The organism is Pseudomonas sp. JV449 (assembly GCF_032424295.1).
Taxonomy (GTDB): Bacteria; Pseudomonadota; Gammaproteobacteria; order Pseudomonadales; family Pseudomonadaceae; genus Aquipseudomonas; species Aquipseudomonas marginalis.
Genome location: NZ_VYKD01000014.1, coordinates 229,249 through 246,502, shown reverse-complemented (window position 1 = coordinate 246,502; position 17,254 = coordinate 229,249). Strand labels below are relative to the sequence as shown.

Annotated in this window: 14 protein-coding genes; 2 read left to right on the top strand and 12 right to left on the bottom strand. The window is 64.1% G+C overall.

Translation table 11 applies throughout. From position 1 onward, the window contains the following. Window positions 1–4 precede the first annotated feature (4 nt). Entirely contained in the window at window positions 5–1,159 is a 1,155-nt protein-coding gene (gene ampC, locus F6S08_RS13675; RefSeq protein WP_315871728.1) for a class C beta-lactamase, read from the top strand. A 209-nt stretch (window positions 1,160–1,368) separates the two neighbouring features. Here the strand turns inward: ampC and dctM are convergent, their stop codons facing one another. The 8 genes from dctM to F6S08_RS13635 form a co-directional block, all read right to left on the bottom strand. Further along, window positions 1,369–2,649: a C4-dicarboxylate TRAP transporter large permease protein DctM gene (gene dctM, locus F6S08_RS13670; protein WP_065928024.1), complete on the bottom strand. Its 1,281-nt coding sequence runs from the start codon at window positions 2,647–2,649 to the stop codon at window positions 1,369–1,371. Beyond that, complete coding sequence (locus tag F6S08_RS13665) at window positions 2,649–3,281, bottom strand: TRAP transporter small permease (RefSeq protein ID WP_065928023.1); 633 nt, start codon at window positions 3,279–3,281, stop codon at window positions 2,649–2,651. The genes dctM and F6S08_RS13665 overlap by 1 nt, the downstream gene beginning before the upstream one ends. Window positions 3,282–3,328: 47 nt before the next feature. Further along, window positions 3,329–4,312, bottom strand: a complete 984-nt coding sequence (locus tag F6S08_RS13660) for a TRAP transporter substrate-binding protein (protein ID WP_065928022.1) — start codon at window positions 4,310–4,312, stop codon at window positions 3,329–3,331. A gap of 156 nt (window positions 4,313–4,468) precedes the next feature. Next, the gene (locus tag F6S08_RS13655; RefSeq protein ID WP_315871727.1) at window positions 4,469–5,281 is read right to left on the bottom strand and encodes a CoA ester lyase; all 813 of its coding nucleotides are present in this window, start codon (window positions 5,279–5,281) and stop codon (window positions 4,469–4,471) included. Between the two features lie 14 nt (window positions 5,282–5,295). Further along, entirely contained in the window at window positions 5,296–6,489 is a 1,194-nt protein-coding gene (locus F6S08_RS13650) for a CaiB/BaiF CoA-transferase family protein (protein ID WP_315871726.1), read from the bottom strand. A gap of 9 nt (window positions 6,490–6,498) precedes the next feature. Beyond that, a complete protein-coding gene (locus F6S08_RS13645; protein WP_315871725.1) occupies window positions 6,499–7,848 on the bottom strand; it encodes an MmgE/PrpD family protein in 1,350 nt (449 codons plus the stop codon). 10 nt (window positions 7,849–7,858) lie between these two features. Beyond that, the gene (locus tag F6S08_RS13640; protein WP_315871724.1) at window positions 7,859–9,022 is read right to left on the bottom strand and encodes an acyl-CoA dehydrogenase family protein; all 1,164 of its coding nucleotides are present in this window, start codon (window positions 9,020–9,022) and stop codon (window positions 7,859–7,861) included. A 29-nt stretch (window positions 9,023–9,051) separates the two neighbouring features. Next, a complete protein-coding gene (locus tag F6S08_RS13635) occupies window positions 9,052–9,870 on the bottom strand; it encodes a MaoC family dehydratase N-terminal domain-containing protein (protein WP_065948315.1) in 819 nt (272 codons plus the stop codon). Between the two features lie 205 nt (window positions 9,871–10,075). On the opposite strand from F6S08_RS13635, the gene F6S08_RS13630 reads away from it, so the two are divergent. Continuing rightward, the gene (locus F6S08_RS13630) at window positions 10,076–10,975 is read left to right on the top strand and encodes a LysR family transcriptional regulator (protein ID WP_065928017.1); all 900 of its coding nucleotides are present in this window, start codon (window positions 10,076–10,078) and stop codon (window positions 10,973–10,975) included. Here F6S08_RS13630 and F6S08_RS13625 read toward each other — a convergent pair. The 4 genes from F6S08_RS13625 to F6S08_RS13610 are packed head-to-tail and all read right to left on the bottom strand — an operon-like array spanning window position 10,962 to window position 17,223. Further along, window positions 10,962–13,853, bottom strand: a complete 2,892-nt coding sequence (locus F6S08_RS13625) for a bpX6 domain-containing protein (protein ID WP_315871723.1) — start codon at window positions 13,851–13,853, stop codon at window positions 10,962–10,964. The genes F6S08_RS13630 and F6S08_RS13625 overlap by 14 nt on opposite strands. Beyond that, window positions 13,846–15,672 carry a hypothetical protein gene (locus F6S08_RS13620; RefSeq protein WP_065928015.1) on the bottom strand — a complete coding sequence of 609 codons (1,827 nt, stop codon included), beginning with the start codon at window positions 15,670–15,672 and terminating at the stop codon, window positions 13,846–13,848. The genes F6S08_RS13625 and F6S08_RS13620 overlap by 8 nt, the downstream gene beginning before the upstream one ends. Next, the gene (locus F6S08_RS13615; RefSeq protein ID WP_065928014.1) at window positions 15,659–16,105 is read right to left on the bottom strand and encodes a hypothetical protein; all 447 of its coding nucleotides are present in this window, start codon (window positions 16,103–16,105) and stop codon (window positions 15,659–15,661) included. The genes F6S08_RS13620 and F6S08_RS13615 overlap by 14 nt, the downstream gene beginning before the upstream one ends. Next, on the bottom strand, window positions 16,102–17,223 hold the full coding sequence (locus F6S08_RS13610) for an AAA family ATPase (RefSeq protein WP_074846969.1): 1,122 nt from the start codon (window positions 17,221–17,223) through the stop codon (window positions 16,102–16,104). Before F6S08_RS13610 ends, F6S08_RS13615 begins: the two co-directional genes overlap by 4 nt. Window positions 17,224–17,254: the final 31 nt, after the last annotated feature.

The following is a 17,254-nucleotide window of genomic DNA, read 5'->3' as shown; positions in this document are numbered from 1 at the left end:
TATCATGCCCCAACATTTACTGTCTGGCGTGCGTAATTTAACCGCCCTCGCGGTGTTTATCGCCGCCGGCAACTGCCTGGCGTCCACCGACCTGCAGGCGGTGGTGGATGCCAATGTAAAACCGCTGATGCAGCAGCAGTCGATTAACGGCCTGGTGGTCGGCGTGGTGCGGGACGGCAAGACGCAATACTTTAACTACGGAATCGCCGCCACCGATACCCGCCAGCCGGTCAGCGAAAACACCCTGTTCGAAGTGGGTTCAGTGAGCAAGACCTTCACCGCGACCCTGGCCGGTTACGCGGTAGCCAGCGGCAAACTCACGCTCTCCGACCCGGCCAGCCATTACCTGCCGGCACTGGGCGGCGGCAAGTTCGACCACATCAGCGTGCTCAACCTCGGCACCTACACCGCCGGCGGCTTGCCCCTGCAATTCCCCGCCAATGCGGATAACAGCCAGCGCATGATCAGCTACTTCCAGCACTGGCAACCCGACTTCGCCCCTGGCACCCAGCGCCTGTATTCCAACCCGAGCCTGGGGTTGTTCGGCTACCTGGCGGCGCAGAGCCTCAAGCAGCCGTTCGATCAGGCGATGGAAAAAACCCTGTTGCCCGCACTCGGGCTCAAGCACACCTTCATCAAGGTGCCGCAGAGCCAGATGAGCCTGTACGCCCAAGGCTATGGCAAAGATGGCAAACCGGTACGCGTCGGCCCCGGCGCCCTGGACAGCGAGGCCTACGGCATCAAGACCAGCGCTGCGGACTTGCTGAAGTACGTTGACGCGAACATGCACCCGGCGACGCTGGATAAAACCCTGCAGCAGGCGATCAGCGTGACTCACACGGGTTACTACAGCGTGGACGGCATGACCCAGGGCCTGGGCTGGGAAATGTACCCCTACCCCATCCCGCTCGATGGGTTGATGGCCGGCAACTCCACACCCATGGCAATGGAACCGCACGCGGTCAACTGGCTGACCCCGCCCCAGGCGCCCCACGCCGACACCCTGGTGAACAAGACCGGCTCCACCAATGGGTTTGGCGCCTACGTGGCGTACGTGCCGAGCAAGGGAGTGGGCGTGGTGATATTGGCGAACAAGAACTACCCGAATGCCGAACGGGTAAAGGTCGCCCATGCAATCTTGAGTGCACTGGACCAATAGAGCCTGACGCAAAACCAATGTGGGAGGGGCAAGCCCCAATACCAGTCAGTTAAGACACTTTGCAGGAGCGAGGGGGACGCCTAGTTCTTGCTCGCGAAAAACGCCCAGGCAACGCGTTCATTCTCGATAAACGTGGTGGCCCTGAGTTCTTCGCGAGCAAGAACTAGGCGTCCCCCTCGCTCCTACAGTGAGTCACTTGCTGACCCGCGCTACATCCCCAACCAGTGCGGCAAGGCCAGCGAGATAAACGGCAAGTACGTGACCATGATCAGGAACACCAACAGGATCATCAGCCACGGCAACGCCGCACGAATGGTCTGCCCCAGCGTCAACCCGGTCACCGCCGAGGTGACGAACAGGTTCAGCCCCACCGGTGGGTGCACCAGGCCGATTTCCATATTGACCACCATCACGATGCCCAGGTGAATCGGGTCGATGCCCAGCTTCATGGCGATCGGGAAGAAGATCGGCGCCAGGATCAGCACGATGGCCGAAGGCTCCATGAAACTGCCGGCGATCAGCAGCACCACGTTGACCATGATCAAAAAGCCAATCGGCGTGAGGCCCTCGGACAGCACCCAGGCGGTGATTTCCTGGGGGATCTGCTCGGTGGTCAGCACATGGGCGAAGAGCATGGCATTGGCGATGATAAACATCAGCATGATCGCCAGGCGCCCGGACTCCAGCAGCACCTTGGGGCAGTCGCGCAGCTTCATGTCCTTGTAGACGAACAACGCCACAAAGGCCGAGTACACCGCCGCCACCGCCGCCGCTTCGGTGGGGGTGAACATGCCGCTGTAGATGCCGCCGAGGATGATCACCAGCAGCAACAGGCCCCAGAAGGCGCGGCGCGCACAGCCCAGCCATTCACCCAACGTCGCCCGTGGCTGGGCCGGCAGCTTCTTGATGCGCGCGACAATGTAGATCGCCACCATCAGCATCAGGCCCAGCAGCAAGCCCGGGATCACCCCGGCCATGAACAGCTTGCCCACCGAGGTTTCCGTCGCCGCCGAGTACACCACCATTACGATCGACGGCGGAATCAGGATGCCCAGGGTGCCGGCGTTGCAGATGATCCCCGCGCCGAATTCCTTCGGGTAACCGGAGCGCACCATGCCCGCCACCGCAATCGAACCCACCGCCGCCACCGTCGCCGGGGATGAGCCGGACAGCGCCGCAAACAGCATGCACGCCAGTACCGCCGCAATCGCCAGGCCGCCACGGATATGCCCGACACAGGCGTTGGCAAAGTCGATCAGCCGCTGCGCCACGCCGCCGGTGGTCATGAACGCACCGGAAAGCAGGAAGAACGGGATCGCCAGGAAGGTATAGGCGTCGGAGGTTTCGAACAGCTTGATCGCCAGGGAACTGACCGAGTCCGGGCTGAACATCAGGATCGACACCGCGCCCGACAAACCCAGCGCAATGGCAATCGGCACGCCGAGGAACATGAACACGAACAACAGCAGGAACAGACAGAGCACGGCCATCAGTGACGCTCCCCATGGCTGCCTGCCAATTTGCTGGCCTCACCGGCCTCGTCAGCCAGCCCCAACCCGACCTGACGGCGGGTAAAGATGCGGTAGAAGATCTCCAGGTAGCGGATAAACACCAGGGCAAAACCGATGGGCACGATGATCACAATGTCACCCACGTCGATACCGAACTGGTCGAGGTCTTCGGCGCCGATATGGGCGGTCATCACCGCGCTGACCCACTTGTAGCTGGCGACCATGAACAGCCCGGCATAGGCCAGGCAGCACAGGCAGGCGAGCATGCCCAGCACGCGCTGCACCGGACGCCGGGTCAGCTTGACCAGCGCGTCCACCCCCAGGTGGCCGGCGGTGCGCACCCCATAGGAAATGCCGAAGAAAATCAGCCAGCCGAACATGGCCTTGGTCAGCGCCACGCTCCAGGTCATGTCCTGGGCCCAGGTCATGGTGTGGTCGCCCAGCGCGCCGAAGAACGTGCTGCTCCACGCCCACTTGTCAGACAGGGCAAAGAACAGCGTGTAGATGTTGTTGAGCATGACGTAAACAAATGTCACCAGGGTCATGGCCGCCAGCAGGAAGGCAATAAAGCCTTCCTCCAGGTGCTCCCAGACGCGCCTTAGCGTTTGCATGGCAAAACCTCGCGAAAGCAAATGAGATGTCAGGGCGGAAACCGGATTCAATGGTTGGAGGCATCCGCCGCCTTGATCAGATCAGCCCCGATTTCCCCTTCGAACTTCTGCCACACCGGCCGCATCGCTTCGCGCCACAACTGGCGTTGCTCGGGGGTCAGCTCGATGATTTCGCTGGTCTTGGCCTCGACGATCTTCTGCCTGGCCGACTGGTTCAGCGCTTCGGCCTGTTTGTTCACCTCGACGGTGACCTCGACCATGACCTGCTCCAGGGTGCCGCGGATGTCCGGCGGCAGGCCGTTCCAGAACGTGGCATTGGTGATGACCATGTAGTCGATCAGGCCATGGTTGGATTCGGTGAAGTACTTCTGCACTTCGTTGACCTTCTGGCTTTCATAGTTCGACCAGGTGTTCTCGGTGCCATTCACGGTGCCGGTCTGCAAGCCCTGGTACACCTCGGCAAAGCTCATCTTGCGCGGGTTGGCACGGATCGCCTTGAACTGCTCCTCCAGCACGCTGGAGGCCTGCACGCGGAACTTCAGGCCACGGGCGTCCTTGGGTTCATGCAGTGCCTTGTTGGCGGAGAGTTGCTTGAGGCCGTTGTGCCAATAGGCCAGGCCGAGGATGTTCTTGCTCTGCATCGAGGTCAGCAGTTGCTTGCCCTCGGCGGCCTGGAAGCGGTCGACGGCGGCCAGGTCGTTGAACAGGAACGGCAGGTCATAGATCTGCACTTGCCGGGTGTATTGCTCGAACTTGGCCAGGGACGGCGCCAGCATCTGCACGTCGCCCAGCAGCAGGGCTTCCATTTCCTTGCCGTCGCCGAACAGTGACGAGTTGGGGTACACCTCGACCTTGACCTTGCCGGGCAAGCGTTCTTCGGCGAGCTTCTTGAACAGCAACGCGCCCTGGCCCTTGGGGGTGTTTTCAGCGACCACGTGGGCGAACTTGATCACGATCGGGTCCGCCGCCTGGGCCAGGCCCGCGGCAAACAAGGTGGCGGCGCAGAACAGCGCCCGAGAAAGCTTGAGCATGGAAAATCACCTTCTTATTGTTGTGTTGTAGGGCAAGGTGCCTGATATGACGCGTGTAGTGAATTTCGAATTTTTGATACCTGCGTTCGGCCACGCCGAACACCAACCTCAAGAAAAATGCAGTTCCCCCCTCCACATTTGATTCGGTTCCGTCAGCTATAACTGTGCGAGCAACCGCTGCGCCCGCAACAACACCGGCGCATCCACCATCTGCCCATCAATCTGGTAAGCCCCCGCCCCATGCGCCCCGGCGTCAACCACCCGCCGTGCCCAGGCCAGGTCGGCGGCGCTGGGCGCCAACGCTTCATGGATCACCGCCACCTGCCTGGGATGGATACACAACGCGCCGGCAAAGCCCATTTCATAGGCATGCCGGATCGAACGGCGCAGGCCTTCAGGATCGTCGATGGCCGGGTGCACGCCATCCAGTGGCGCCACCAGGCCAGCCGCGCGGGAATGCACGATCAGCGCCAGGCGTGCCTGGTCGAGGGCGAACTGCGCGGCCGGGGAGTTGCTGCTCAAGTTGAGGTCCAGCGCCAGGTCCAGGCCGCCGAATGACAGACGTTCGACCTGCGGCGCCTGGGCGATGTCGGCCAGCGCCAGCAAGCCGCGTGCGCTTTCGATAATCGGCCAGATCAGCTTGCCCGCCGTGGCGACCACCGCCACCTGGGCCGCGCTTTCCACTTTCGGCAACAGCACACCTGCCACGTTGACGTGGGCTTTGCAGAACGCCACATCTTCAAAATGCTCGGCATGTTCCGGCGCGTTGATGCGCACCCACACCCGGGCCTGCGGGTGACTTTGCAGGAACGCCCCGAGGTTATCCCGCGCCTGGCGCTTGAGCGGCTCTTCCACCGCGTCTTCAAAATCCACGATCACGGCGTCGGCGCCACTGGCCAGCGCCTTGGAAAATCGCTCCGGTCGGCTGCCGGGAACAAACAGCGCAGAGCGCACAAGAGGGTTTGGCATAACGGACTTCCTTATTAGATAACGCCGCGCGCGCGCAGGCTGTCGATGGCATCGCCGGAGTAACCGAGCTGCTCGAGGATGCACTGGCTGTGCTGCCCCAGCGCCGGCACGGCGTCCATGCGCGGGGTAAACGCCCCGTTGCGTGCCGGCGGCAACAGCGACGGCAACGGCCCGGCAGGGCTTGCAACTTCACGCCAACTGTCGCGGGCCTTGAGCTGCGGGTGGTCCCACACGCCTTGCATATCGTTGACGCGGGCGCTGGCGATCTGCGCGTCCTCCAGGCGCTGGATCACGGCCTCGGCATCCAGTTGGGCAAAGCTGTCGACGATGATCTGGCGCAGCGCCTCGCGGTTGGCAGAGCGCTTGAAGTTGGCGCCGAAGCGCTCATCCGTCGCCAGCCCAGGCGTGAGCAGCACCTTGTCGCAGAACGCCGCCCATTCGCGCTCATTCTGCAAACCGAGCATCACCGTGCCGCCGTCACCGGTGGGAAACGGCCCGTAGGGGTAGATGGTCGAATGCGCCGCGCCGGCACGCGGCGGCGGCGGCGCACCGTCGAAGGCGTAGTACATCGGGTAGCCCATCCATTCCACCAGGCTTTCGAGCATGCTCACGTCGATGCGGCTGCCCTGCCCCGTCTTGCCGCGCAACAGCAGCGCGGAAAGGATGCCGCTGTAGGCGTACATGCCGGCGGAGATATCGGCGATGGAGCAACCGGCCTTGGCCATCTGCTCGTCACCCGGGCCACCGGTCACCGACAAAAAGCCGCCCTCGCTCTGGATCAGCAGGTCATAGGCTTTCTTTTTCTCGTAGGGCCCGCCTTCGCCATAGCCGGAAATGTCGCAGACGATCAGCCGTGGAAAGCGTGCATGCAGCGCCTCGAACGACAGGCCCATGCGCGCCGCCGCGCCCGGTGCAAGGTTCTGCACCAGCACATCGGCATCCGCCAGCAGGCTGTCGAGGATGGCGTCGGCGTCGTCCTGCTTGAGGTCCAGGGTGAGGCTTTCCTTGGAGCGGTTGGTCCACACGAAATGCGAGGCCAGGCCACGCACGCGCTCGTCGTAGCCACGGGCGAAGTCACCGGCACCGGGGCGTTCGATCTTGATCACGCGGGCGCCGAGGTCGGCCAGTTGACGGGTGCAAAAGGGCGCGGCGATCGCGTGTTCCAGGCTGACAACGGTGATGCCGTCCAGCGGTCGTGGGTCAGTCATGACAGTTCCTCAGAGCCAGTGGGCCATGGACGCGGCGTTGCGCACATCCCAGACTTTGGCGATCAATGCGGCGGCCTGGGCCGGTGTGCGAGCGTTACTGAACCGGGCGAGGCGCTGGAATTTATCCGCCAGTTCTGCACGGCTCAGGGTGTTGCCCGGGTCGCCCTTGGGCTCGTCGATGGCGCCGTGCAGGGTGCGGCCGTCAACCGTGGTGACGGTGACGCGGCCGAGCCAGCGCTTCGGGTAGGCGCCATCGACCTCGGGGTCGAGGGTCATGCTGACCCTGTCGCGAAAGGCGGCGACGGCGGGATCGGTCAACGCCGATTCATGGAACTCGGTGAGCCCGGCCTTGCCATGCACGGCGATCAACCCCAGCACGGTGCCCATGGAGAACTTGGCCTGATGCACGCTGGTCGGCACGCTTACTCGCCCCAGCACATCGATGGCGCCTTGGTGCACACGGGTTTCCACACGGGCGATATCGACGGCCTCCAGGCCTTCGCGTTGCATCAACGCCAGCAACGCATCGGCGGCCGGATGGGTATGGCGGCACGACGCGTGGAACTTGAACGAGGTCTCCAGCAGCGCCCAACGGCTACCAAGGCCAGCCGATAACTTGCTCGGTTCGGCATCCGTGGACATACCCGCCGCCAGGCCCTGGTCGCCTTCGAGGATATTGCGCGCACCGGTCAGGCCATCCGCCGTCAGGTACGCGGCGAGCAAACCGTCCGCGGCCGCCTTGGCCGTGTGCAGTTGCTTGGAGTCGGCGGCATCGCGCAGGAATTCCCACAGCCCGGCGGCCTGGGTGCCGGCGCTGCCGAGCAGATGGATGAACTGGTCCTGATTGAAATCCAGCAACTTGCCCACCGCCACGGCCGCCGCCAGGGTGCCCACCGTGGCCGTGGTGTGGAAGATGCGGTAGTGGGAGCGCCCCATGAATTCGCCGATGCGGATCCCGGCCTCATAGCCGGCCACCGAGGCCAGCAACACGTCACGGCCGGATTTACCGAGGTCCTGGGCGGCGGCCAAGGCAGCGGGAAACACCACGGTGGCCGGGTGCAGCACCGAGCTGTTGTGCAGGTCATCCTGTTCCACCAGGTGGGACGAGGCGCCGTTGACCAGTGCGGCGAAATACGCGCTGCTGCCGGTGCCATTGACGATCACCTGGGCCGGGCCGCTGCTCGGGCCCATCTTCTGGGCATAGCGCTCGAACAACGGGATCGGGTGCGCGCCCTGGCTGGCCAACGCGGACGCCAGCCAATCCAGGAACAGGTCTTCGGTGCGCGCCAGCACGGGTTCGGGCAACTGCTCGTAGGCCAGGTCGGCCAGGAACCGACACAGGGCTTGGGTATGGCTCATGGGCAGGCCCTCAGAAGCTGCGTGGCAGCTCGAGCAGGTGCTCGGCCACGTAGGACAGGATCAGGTTGGTGGAGATCGGCGCCACCTGGTACAGGCGCGTCTCGCGGAATTTGCGCTCGACGTCGTACTCGCAGGCAAAGCCAAAGCCGCCGTGGGTCTGCAGGCAGGCATTGGCCGCTTCCCAGGACGCCTTGGCCGCCAGGTACTTGGCCATGTTCGCGCTGGCGCCGGCATTCACGCCGCTGTCGTATTCCGCACAGGCGCGCCAGCGCATCAGGTCGGCCGCCTCGACTTCGATATGGGCTTCGGCAATCGGAAACTGCACGCCCTGGTTCTGCCCGATGGGCCGGCCGAACACCACGCGGTCGCGGGCGTAGGCGCTGGCCTTGTCGATAAACCAGCGGCCATCGCCGATGCATTCGGCGGCGATCAGGGTGCGTTCGGCATTGAGGCCATCGAGGATGTATTTGAAGCCCTTGCCCTCTTCGCCGATCAAGCTATCGAGGGGCAGTTCAAGGTTGTCGAAGAACAACTCATTGGTCTCGTGGTTGACCATGTTCGCGATGGGCTGCACGGTCAGGCCGTTGCCGATGGCCTCACGCAGATCGACCAGGAAGATCGACATGCCTTCGGACTTTTTCTTCACCTGTGCCAACGGGGTGGTGCGCGCCAGGAGGATCATCAGGTCGGAATGCTGCACCCGCGAGATCCAGACCTTCTGGCCGTTGATCACGTATTTGTCGCCACGCTTGATCGCGGTGGTCTTGATCTTGGTGGTGTCGGTGCCGGTGGTGGGCTCGGTGACCGCCATGGATTGCAGGCGCAATTCGCCACTGGCGAGCTTGGGCAGGTAGAAGCGTTTTTGCGCCTCGCTGCCGTGACGCAACAGGGTGAACATGTTGTACATCTGCCCGTGCACTGTGCCGGAGTTACCGCCGCAGCGGTTCACCTCCTCGAGGATCACCGAGGCTTCGGCCAGGCCCAGGCCGGAGCCGCCGTACTCCTCGGGAATCATCGCCGACAGCCAGCCGGCGTCGGTCAGCGCCTTGACGAAGGCTTCGGGGAAGCCCTTTTCTTCGTCGATCCGGCGCCAGTAGGCCGCGTCGAATGCGGCGCACAAGGCGCGCACGCCGTCGCGGATGGCATTGAGTGCTTCGTTGTCATTCAGGTTCATCTCACGGCTCTCCGCCTGTTGTTCTTGGCTTATTCGAAATGCACTTCAGCGGTCTGCGCCAGGCCATCGGTATTCCCGGCCCACAACGCCGCCGCCCCGGTTTCACTGATGCGACCGCCCACTGCGAACGGCTGCGGCGCAATCAACGGGCGCACGCCGCGATAGGCAAAGCGCCGCACGGTGGCTTCGGGATGGGCGCGGCAAAACGCGCGCAGGCTCAAGGTCGCGATCAGCGGGCCATGCACCACCAGCCCGGCGTAGCCTTCGGTGCCGGTGACATAGGGGTAGTCGTAGTGAATGCGGTGACCGTTGAAGGTCACGGCGCTGTAGCGAAACAGCAGGGTCGGCGTGGGGTCGATGGTTTCCTGCCACTCGCCCTGGGCCAGGGCCTCGCCGCTGCCCGGCTTGGGCGGCGTCGGCTCGCGGTAGACGATGTCCTGTTCTTCGCGGATCGCCAGGCGACCGTCCTGGGCATAGTCATGGCGCACGGTGACAAACAACAGCGAGCCGCTGCGGCCGGTCTTTTCTTCGACCTGGGTGATGGTCGACACGCGGGTCGCCGCCTCGCCGGCCCGCAGCGGGTGCAGGAATTCGATACGCCCGCCGGCCCACATGCGATTACGGTTATCCGCCGGCGGCAGGAAGCCGCCACGGGCCGGGTGGCCGTCGCCGCCCAGGGCGCTTTCCGGCAGCGGGTCCTGGAAGAAGCACCACTGCCACAGCGGCGGCAGGACCGCGCCCTGCTCGGGGACGGCTTCGCCAAAGGTGGCGGCAATGCGTTTGAGCAGGTTATGGCTCAGGTGGTCGTGGGCGGTTTCGCTTCGGCCGATCCAGTCAGTAGCGCTCATCAGGTACAGGTCCTCGGGCAGTGAGTGTCTGCCCCGGATCATGCAAGCGCCGGCCCGTTCTGAGAATTTGCATTTCAATAAACCAGCGTTCGGCTATGCTGAACGCTCTTTCCCCGACATAACACCCGCGCGGCCCAGATCCGTAGGATTTGGGCGGTGTTGGATAGGACGGTATCTACCGGGTTCATTCATACGGGAGTTTTGCATGCACTTCGACCTGGCCGACCTGCGCCTGTTTATCCATATCGCCGAATCCCCCAGCCTGACCCAGGGCGCCAGGCGCGCGTTCCTCTCGCCGGCCGCTGCGAGTGCGCGGATCAAGGCGCTGGAAGGCCAGCTCGACACGCGCCTGCTGTACCGTGACAGCCGTGGCGTAGAGATCACCCCTGCGGGCGAACGGCTGCTGCACCATGCGCGGTTGATCATGCGCCAGGTGGATTACCTCAAGAGTGAGTTCACCCAATACGGCGTGGATTCCGCCGGGCATATCCGCATCTTCGCCAACACCACGGCGGTCACCGAGTTCCTCCCGGAGGTGCTGGCCGGCTTCCTGTCCCAGCGCCCTGGCGTGACCGTCGACCTGCAGGAGCGCTTGTCCCGCGATATCGTGCGCGGCGTGCTGGATGGCACCAGCGACATGGGCATCATCGCCGGCCCCGTGGAGGCGGCGGGTTTGCAGGTGCTGCACTTCAGCACCGACAAACTGGTGCTGATGGTGCCCGTCGGCCACGCCTTGGCCGATCAAGCCTCGGTCACCCTGGAACAGACCCTGGCCTATCAGCATATCGGCCTGCATGAAGGCAGCACCTTGCTCAGCTTCCTGCGTGAACACGTCGAGCGGTTGGGCAAGCAGTTGTCGCTGCGTATCCAGGTGTCGAGTTTCGAGGCGATTTGCCGGATGGTCGAAGCGGGCGTGGGCATCGGCATCATCCCCGAGTCCGCCGCCGTACGGCACAGCCGCACCATGCAACTGGTGGCGGTGACGCTGGATGAGCCGTGGGCGATTCGTGAGCGCAGTATTCTGGTCAGGGAGCTTGAGGCACTGCCCGGCACCATACGGGCATTGATTGCCACGCTGATGCCGGAAACGGTCAATGCAGGGTGAGGTTGTGCTGGCTGGCGTGGTCGAGGTTGATGTGGCTCAAGCGGCCTTGATCATCGAATAACAGCCAGTCCGTCCCCAGGCGCCGCGCCTGGACTTGCGCTTGTGGCCAGTGCAGGCTGACGCAGAGCCGGTCGCTGGCGCGATGAATGAAATGCCAACGGGTCGCCTCTTCCTCCACGCCATAGCGAATCAGCAGCCAGTCCTCGAACAGGAATGGCCAGACCGTTTGATCCCACTCCTCCTCCCGCAGGTTGCCGGGCAAACGATAGCCCTTGCGCGCCCCACCCTGCTTCAGGACGAGGACCGGCGGCCCTTCGCTGTCGTACTTGATCAAGTATTGCGCCGCCTGACCGGTTGCACTGGGTAGCCCGAAATCCGCTTCTATGACATCGATTCCAGGGTCGCGACTGATCAAGCGACGCTCCGGCAAACGATAATGCCAGAGCGCCAGGATCCCGCCCATTTCCAACAGCCACAGGTATTCGTTGTGCTGATCCGTCTCGAGGGCATGCACCCGTGCCGGTAGATCGCCCACGTGCCATAACGTTTCAAACCCACGATCGACGTCCACCACCCTCAGTTCCCGGTCACGGCCGACGGTCCAGGCAGTGCCGTCAAACACCTTGGCAAATACGTCCAGCGCCAAGACACCAAGGTCCGTGGCCGTGCGGCTTACCAGGTCCAGCTTGCTGATACGCCACAGCCGGTCTCGACGCGTCAGCGCCAAGGCCACTTGGCGGCTGTGGCCGATGACAATCTGCTGCGCCGGCACCGCAAAATGAAACAGCGTCTTGCCCTGCGCATCCACCACCAGCGCGCCGGCCTCGCCCAGCCCCAACAGGTAACGCTCATCGTGCAGGGGCACGGCATCCAGGATCGGCCGATTGCCCGCCGCCGGTGCGGACCACTCCAGCGTGCTGCTCACGCGGTCCAGCGACACAACGGCTGGACGTTTCAGCGCCTGGCCCGGCAAGTCCGCCTGAAGCAATTTATCCCGACTCATTTTGACCAGCGCCTGCAACTGATTGAAGTTCAGACGCCCGTGCCCACTGAACTGGTCGGCAAGAATCGCGTGCACGGTAGCGCCTGCCAGCCAGGCCAGGGCCGAGGATTGGGCTTTATGTTCCAGCAATGCCTCGGCCAGGGCGGCGCGCTCGCTGCCGCGCGCGGGGTCGTCACGCACGTCTTCGACCCATTCGCCGTACGCCTCCAGGGTGTCCGGCAGCAGGATGGCGCGCTTGACCAACGCGCCAATGGCCAGGCGCCCACCGGCCGCTTCGGCATTGAGCAGCCATTGCGCGGCGCGTGGGCGTTCAGCCGGCAGGCTCCAGATCACATCGACCGCTTGCAGCCACAACCCCTTGGCGATCAACGCTTCGGCCCACTCCAGGCGCAGGCGGTCGGCGGTTTCCGGTGATTTGGCCTGGAGCATCAGCACCGCATCGCCGAAGGCATCGTCACGGCGCGCCACCATCAAGGCGCGTTGCCAGTTCTCGGCCAGGCACAACAGGCGTACGATCACCCCAGGTGGCATATCCCAGGCCAGGGCGAGGTCGGCGGCTTGTTGATAGCGCGCGTGTTTTTCCAGGTAATCGAGGGCCTGCTGACGCTCCTTGAGCAACTCGGCGAGGATAAACACCGCCTCTTCAATGCGCCCGGCGCGGTCCAGGCGCTCATAGCTCTGGCGGTAGACCTGGCGCAGGTGCTCGGTCATCCCCTCTTCGAAGAACATCGAACGGCTTGCCCCGTTTTGCCGGTCCAGGGCCAGGTCCTGGCGGCGTTGGGGGGTTCCAAAGCTCTGCTCGTCACCGGACTGCTCACCATTCAAGGGAATGGCATGGCGCAAGGCTTCTTCGAAATTGCCGTCCTCGAACATCTCGAGCATCCGCCGCACATAAGCAGCCTGACGCTTGCCATACAACGTGGACAAGCGCGAATGCAGGGTCAGGCGGGTCAGCCAGCGGCGCCACGCAGCGGGTTTGTGCCGGCGCGGTTCGCTGCGCGCAGCGACGCCTGGGGCGGCCGGTGCTGTTGGTGTGCCGGAGACTGGCGTGCGCCCACGCCGCAGGGCTCGGTTCAGGCCCCATAAAAAGCCGGTCAAGAACAGCCCACCGACCAACGTCACGCCGACCACCGCAAAAACCTGGTCGCTGCTCAGCGTTGGCATGGGTGTCAAGGGCGCGTGCTGACCCTGGTTGGCCATCCACAGCACAGCAGTCACCAGCGCCAAGGTCGCGCCAAGCTTGAGTGCCGGGAACGAGGCTGGCTCGCGTGAGTCCCACTCGCCGTTGCCAGCCGCGGTCGCTTTGGCCGGCGGGCTCTTCGGCGCATGGCGCTGACGTTCGATCAGCGCCTGCATCACCCCTTCCCGCTCCGGGCTGACGGGTCCCAGTGCCCCGCCGAGAATCTCACGCACATCGGTGACCCGCAGCGGCGGCACCGGTTCCAGTACCGGTGCATGGCAGTCGAAGGTATCCAACAGTGTGCAGGCGCTGATATCCAGCCACTGCCCAGGCGCCAGCAACTGCGCATCGCGCAACTGCAAGGCCTGCACCTGGCTGCCACGCACCAGCCACAGGTCGGCAGCCGGCAAGGCCCGCAGCTCCTGCGGGTCGAGCAGCGCGGAGGACAAACCACGGCCCTGGCGCACCAGCGGCCAACCGACCAGGGTTTCGCACAACACCGATTCAGGCCGCGCGAACTGCAACACATCGCCGTCGGCAAAGCGGTAGGCACGGGCGCCGGGCTGCCAGTATTCGAGGATCAAGCCGGCGCGCTCGTGCAAATCCAAGCGGTCGCTGGAAAACCACAGCCCATCAATGTGTTGATGCCCCGTCAGCAGCGGGCGCCTGATCAGCATTGCGTCCTGTTCAAGCATGCTCACGCTCATGGGTTAACAACGCGACCTGGTTACACAGCACTTGCAGGCGCATGGCACGCTCGGGCACCGAATACACCAACAGTTCACGGGCGCTGGTGATAACGGCAACCAGGCCACTCATCGGGCAAAACGTTGCCCGCGCAATCGCTGCCGAGGTGGTGAACAGCACACGCTGCTGCCCTTCGATATACAAACCGACGGTGTGCTGGTTCGGGCCCAGCAGTACCAGCGCGTGCAGTTCCTGGGGGCCAACCTCATGGTGCAGGCCGATGGCCTTCCAGCCGGGGGCCAGGTCGATCTGGGCTTTTTTCGAGGGGAAGCTGTCGTGGGTGACCACGCGCCAACGTTGGCTGCCAAGATTATCGGCCAGCAGTGCACAGCCGCCAAAGTACTGCCGCCAATAGGCGGTGCCTGCAAACAGCACCTGGCTCACGCCATTGGCCGCACCCACCGCGTAACCACCGGACCTCAGCCCATCGCCCGTAGCCGCATACACGACGACTTGCCCGCCTTCACTGCGGGCGTAGGCCAGGGTCAAGGTGTCGACCTGGGCCAGGCCGATGACATTGTCGGTGATCTCGCAGCCCTCACGCGCCGGAGCGCGGAGCACCGCGCCTTGCCAGCAGGCGAGCCGGCCCTTGCTGTCCAGCAGGTAGAGCCGTTCGCTTTTCTGACTGCGCAACCACACCGAGGGCAGGAACGTCGCGGTGCCTGGAGGAAGGTGCAGTCGTTCGGCGGGTGGTTTGTCGATCGGGGCAATGCCCGGTATGTTCCAGAAGCTCAAGGTATTGTCACTGCTGAGCACCGCGCCCAGGCTGCGGTAGTGAAAGCTCATACTCAGCGCGCGTTGGTGGCCTGACCACAGGCGCCGACGCACCTCGAGGGATTTTTTCTGGTTCCTCGACGGCAGCTTGATCACCACCATTCCGGTTTCATCCAGCATGCGCAGGGCGACATGGCTGCCGGAGCCTGAGATCACCGGCGGCAAGGTCAGGACCACGCGCGGCACCACACCAGTCTTGGTGGCGGGCGGTGCCTTGACCTCGTGATCGAACTGCCCTTTGAGCAATTGCACCGCGTGCTGCGCCTGCGGCATCGGCAGCAACACCCGTCGCGTCTGGCCTGCCTGCAACTCAAACGACAGGCTACGCCCATCCAGGCTGCGCTTGACCTGGACCCGGTGGCTGCAATGCCTGGCGTCGGCGACCGGCAAGCGTTGCCCGACCATCCAGCATTCACCCACAGGACGATCCTGCGCGGCCATCCAGTCGCGCCAGGCATACCAATGGCTGTCGCTCACCCCTTCATAGGTGCGGGCGTTAAGCAGACGCTTGATCTGTGCCGGCGAATCCAGTTCATGCAACACCGGCGGGCCTTGCAGCAGCCCCCAACGCAGCTCGGCGCCCGCCTCTTCGGCACGCCGCGCCAACAGCATCAGCAATGCGATATGCACCAGGCGTGCAGCCCCCAACTGCAAGGGACCGGCGTCGAACAGCACCACCATCAGGCGGTTGGCCTCACGGGCACGGTACTGGGGCGCGAGGAACATATGCTCGCCCCCGACCGCACGGCGGAGAAACTCATCGGGTACCTCCTCTGCCAGCAACCATTCACTGGAGAGCAGACGCTCATAGGGGCCACGGCGTTGCAGGTCGCCCAGGCCATCAGGCTCCGGCACACCGCCTTGTTGCCTGCCCCGCAGTGGGCCGAGCAGCGGGTTGAGACGGCCCAGCAGATCGGCGAACACTGGCAGGTGCTCGGGCGCAAACCATTCCAGCCACTGCCGCCAGGGTTGCAGGGCATCAGGCAGTTGCATCGGGCATCCCCCAGTGAGCAGCGATTCGCCGCAAATGATCGCGGCTGACGGGCAGCAAGCGATCCAGCGGCACCACGGCCTGCGGTTCACGCCACAGCAATAACGGCGAACGTTTGAAGCGTGCCGCCAGGGCCTGGCCCAGCACATCTACCGCAGTTGTCGGCTCCCAACTGGTGGGCAACCACAGCCCTGGCGCGACATCTCCCGGTGCGGCGTAGGCCACCCCGTCGACCCAGGGCAGGTCAACACCGGCGCCGGTAACCACCAGCACTTCACCGCTGGCCGTGGCTTGCAGTCGCGCAGCCTGTTCGTCCGGCAGCTGTAACAAGCGCGCGTGCAGAAGCCGAGCAGCGTCACCCCAGGCGACAGCGGCCTGCGGCTCGGTCGGTACCTGCCGTGGGCGCCAGGTCCAACGCTGCAACGCTGCACTCATGGCGTGGGCGTCAGCAGTCGCGCCAATTGCCCGCGTACCTGTCGCAACGGCTCAGGCAGGGTCTGGCTGTTGAAGTTGGCGTCAATCTCGCGCAGCAGGCCTTCCAGCGCCGGGCTCGCCGGTGGCTCGGTGCGTGCCAGGTAATCTTCGGCGGTTTCCAACAGGCGATTGAATCGTGACATCGGCTGCAAGGTGGCTTCCTCCACCGCACTGAACAAATGACGGTTACTGGAGGCGGCAAACAGGTCGCGCAGCACTTCACGACCGTGTTGCTGGCTTTCCTGGGTCGGCAGCACGTACAGCAGCGGCCACAGGTCGGCATCGCTGGCTTCCAGGCGCCCGCCCAGCAAGGCAGCCGCTGCGATCAGCCGTTGAGACTTGACGATACGCCGGTCCGATAACTGAATGCCGGCTTCACGCAAGCGGCGGATAGCCTGGGCCAGTAACGGACGTACGGGGTTGAGGTCAACGTTTTTCAGCGCATGGCCAAGGGTGTCCAACTGGGTCAAACCGAGCAACTGCTGCACCGGCCGCTGTTCCGACTGCCAGCCACCCGCGAGCATGGCCTCCAACTGGTTATCCGGCACCGACTCGACAAACAGGTGCAACAGGAAACGATCCCCGAACGCCGCCAGCGCTTCGTCGTCCGGCAGGCCGTTGGCAGCACCGACACACACGCGCAGCGGGCATTGGATCTGGGTGTGTCCACGGCGAAAGCGGCGCTCGTTAAGCACGCCCAGCAGGGTGTTGAGGATGGCGGTCGAACCGAGGAAGACCTCATCGAGAAAGACGATATCGGCTTCCGGCAGCATGCCGCTGACGTCGGTTTCGACGGTGCCTTCGCGCAGTTTCTTCAAGTCCACCGCACCAAACAATTCCGAGGGTTCGGTAAAGCGCCCCAGCAGGTATTCGAAATAACGCCCGCCCATGGACTGCGCCACACGCCGCACCACGGCACTCTTGGCGGTGCCAGGTGGCCCGATGACCAGGATGTGCTCCTGAGCCACGGCGGCCAATACAATCAGCTCGGCCAGTTGCTCACGCCCGACCAGGCCTTCGGTGGCCGCACGCACGGCATGGCGAATTTGCGCGGCAGCGCTGTGCAACTCAGCAATCATGGGTGTCTTCCCTGAAACCAAAGCAAGGAAT

Excerpts from the sequence above, each read along its gene's own strand:
- ampC (WP_315871728.1), top strand. The coding sequence starts at position 5 with ATGCCCCAACATTTACTGTCTGGCGTGCGTAATTTAACCGCCCTCGCG.
- dctM (WP_065928024.1), bottom strand. The coding sequence starts at position 2,649 with ATGGCCGTGCTCTGTCTGTTCCTGCTGTTGTTCGTGTTCATGTTCCTC.
- F6S08_RS13665 (WP_065928023.1), bottom strand. The coding sequence starts at position 3,281 with ATGCAAACGCTAAGGCGCGTCTGGGAGCACCTGGAGGAAGGCTTTATT.
- F6S08_RS13660 (WP_065928022.1), bottom strand. The coding sequence starts at position 4,312 with ATGCTCAAGCTTTCTCGGGCGCTGTTCTGCGCCGCCACCTTGTTTGCC.
- F6S08_RS13655 (WP_315871727.1), bottom strand. The coding sequence starts at position 5,281 with ATGCCAAACCCTCTTGTGCGCTCTGCGCTGTTTGTTCCCGGCAGCCGA.
- F6S08_RS13650 (WP_315871726.1), bottom strand. The coding sequence starts at position 6,489 with ATGACTGACCCACGACCGCTGGACGGCATCACCGTTGTCAGCCTGGAA.
- F6S08_RS13645 (WP_315871725.1), bottom strand. The coding sequence starts at position 7,848 with ATGAGCCATACCCAAGCCCTGTGTCGGTTCCTGGCCGACCTGGCCTAC.
- F6S08_RS13640 (WP_315871724.1), bottom strand. The coding sequence starts at position 9,022 with ATGAACCTGAATGACAACGAAGCACTCAATGCCATCCGCGACGGCGTG.
- F6S08_RS13635 (WP_065948315.1), bottom strand. The coding sequence starts at position 9,870 with ATGAGCGCTACTGACTGGATCGGCCGAAGCGAAACCGCCCACGACCAC.
- F6S08_RS13630 (WP_065928017.1), top strand. The coding sequence starts at position 10,076 with ATGCACTTCGACCTGGCCGACCTGCGCCTGTTTATCCATATCGCCGAA.
- F6S08_RS13625 (WP_315871723.1), bottom strand. The coding sequence starts at position 13,853 with ATGCTTGAACAGGACGCAATGCTGATCAGGCGCCCGCTGCTGACGGGG.
- F6S08_RS13620 (WP_065928015.1), bottom strand. The coding sequence starts at position 15,672 with ATGCAACTGCCTGATGCCCTGCAACCCTGGCGGCAGTGGCTGGAATGG.
- F6S08_RS13615 (WP_065928014.1), bottom strand. The coding sequence starts at position 16,105 with ATGAGTGCAGCGTTGCAGCGTTGGACCTGGCGCCCACGGCAGGTACCG.
- F6S08_RS13610 (WP_074846969.1), bottom strand. The coding sequence starts at position 17,223 with ATGATTGCTGAGTTGCACAGCGCTGCCGCGCAAATTCGCCATGCCGTG.